The sequence below is a fragment of the Streptomyces sp. NPDC058964 genome (assembly GCF_042741275.1).
Lineage (GTDB): Bacteria > Actinomycetota > Actinomycetes > Streptomycetales > Streptomycetaceae > Streptomyces.
The window spans coordinates 1-1,778 of the sequence record NZ_JBHYKH010000162.1; the positions used below are offsets into that span (position 1 = coordinate 1).

1 protein-coding gene and 1 pseudogene are annotated in these 1,778 nt (G+C 73.1%); both read left to right on the top strand.

What is annotated here, in order from left to right:
- Positions 1-133: 133 nt before the first annotated feature.
- Positions 134-673 (top strand): adenine phosphoribosyltransferase, encoded by a 540-nt coding sequence (locus tag ACFW2E_RS20935; protein ID WP_384468509.1) that lies wholly within the window; start codon positions 134-136, stop codon positions 671-673.
- A 702-nt stretch (positions 674-1,375) separates the two neighbouring features.
- A pseudogene (locus ACFW2E_RS20940) lies at positions 1,376-1,681 on the top strand (GTP pyrophosphokinase); the annotation flags it as partial.
- Between the last annotated feature and the right edge of the window lie 97 nt (positions 1,682-1,778).

Sequence of the window (1,778 nt, forward strand, 5' to 3'; positions counted from 1 at the left end):
AGCGGGCCCTGGCGGCCGCGGGGGTTGAGTTCGCGGAGACCAGGACCGCGGACCACGGCGAGCCCGAGGACGCGGACACCGCGGTCGTCGGCCCCAGCAGCCGGGACCGCCGCCGTCCCTCGGGCAAGCGCCGATGACCGACATCAGGGAGCTGCTGCTGAGCCGCATCCGTGATGTGGCCGACTACCCGGAGCAGGGCGTGATGTTCAAGGACATCACGCCGCTCCTGGCGGACCCGGCGGCCTTCACCGCGCTCACCGACGCGCTGGCGGAGATCGCCGGGAACACCGGTGCGACCAAGATCGTCGGTCTGGAGGCCCGGGGCTTCATCCTCGGTGCCCCGGTCGCCGTCCGCGCGGGCCTCGGCTTCATCCCCGTGCGCAAGGCGGGCAAGCTCCCCGGAGCGACCCTGCGCCAGGCGTACGACCTGGAGTACGGCTCGGCCGAGATCGAGGTGCACGCCGAGGACCTGACGTCGGGCGACCGCGTGCTGATCGTCGACGACGTCCTCGCCACCGGTGGCACGGCCGAGGCGGCGATCCGGCTCATCCACCGCGCCGGCGCCGAGGTCGCGGGCGCGGCGGTCCTGATGGAACTGGGCTTCCTCGACGGCCGCTCACGCCTGGAAGCGGCCCTGAACGGGGCTCCGCTGGAGGCTCTCCTCCAGGTCTGAGCCCCGACCGAGCGCCCGAACGGCCGTCCCGAGCACTACGGGGACGGCCGTTCGTCGTTTTTGTCGCCGGGACGTACCGGAGCGCGCCCGGGCCGTCATGGCTTGCGGGCACCGCCCCGGCCGCCTCGGATCCGCCGAGACCCGTGCTTGCGTTCCGAACGTCGTCCCAGGACGGCGGGACCGACCGCTCGCACGATGACACTCACGGCGCGCGGGCCGTGGCCGGGGCGCGGTCGGGGTCCGTGCGCCTGTGGTCGGCCGGCTGCTGTGGGCCGTTCGTGGTCGGGTTCTTCACGGTTCGTGTGTGGGGCCCGCGGTCGAAGGCCGTGCGGGTACGGCGGGGCCTGTCGCCGGCGATCACGGGCGCGGTCCGGCGGTTGCGGTCGGTCGGGCTGCTGAGGGCGAGGGGACGTCGCGGTGCTGCCGGGAGGGGGCCGTGCGGCGTGGCTCGTCTGCGGGGTTCCGGTCGGCTGGTGGCCGGTCTCAGCCGCTCACGGCGCGGGTGCACAGGGGTCTCCCGCAACCCGGCGGACACCCGTGGAACACCCGTCGGCCGCCCCGTCGGAATCCCGTGGCAGCCTCCCGTGTTTCTCGCATGGACGGTCCTCACATCGGCCTGAAGGCGATGCCGAGGCCCAGGATCGCTACCATGGGGTTTCCGGAGCCTGACCGGGGGACCCGGATCGCGCACGAGGAGCCCTCTTGCCAGACGAGGCCCAGCACCTGACCGCCGCCAAGCCCGAGTCCGCCTCGGCGCCGGCGGCGAAGCCCGCGCCGAACGCGAAGAACGACACCCGCGGGCAGGTCCAGCACACCCAGGCCGCGTCCGCGGCCAAGGCGGCCGAGAGCTCGCGCCCCAAACCGGCCCCACCCGAGCGTGCGCAGCAGCCCGCGGCCCGGCCCTCCGCCGGCCAGCCCGCCCGCTCCGGTTCCTCCAACCGCGTCCGCGCCCGCCTCGCCCGCCTGGGCGTCCAGCGCGCGAACCCGTACAACCCGGTCCTGGAGCCGCTGGTGGGGTGATTGGGCAGCAAAGACCCCCAAAAAGAGAAACCCACCAGTCTCGTTTAAAAAAAAAACAGCCCACCAAAAAAGGAAAAAAAGAGGT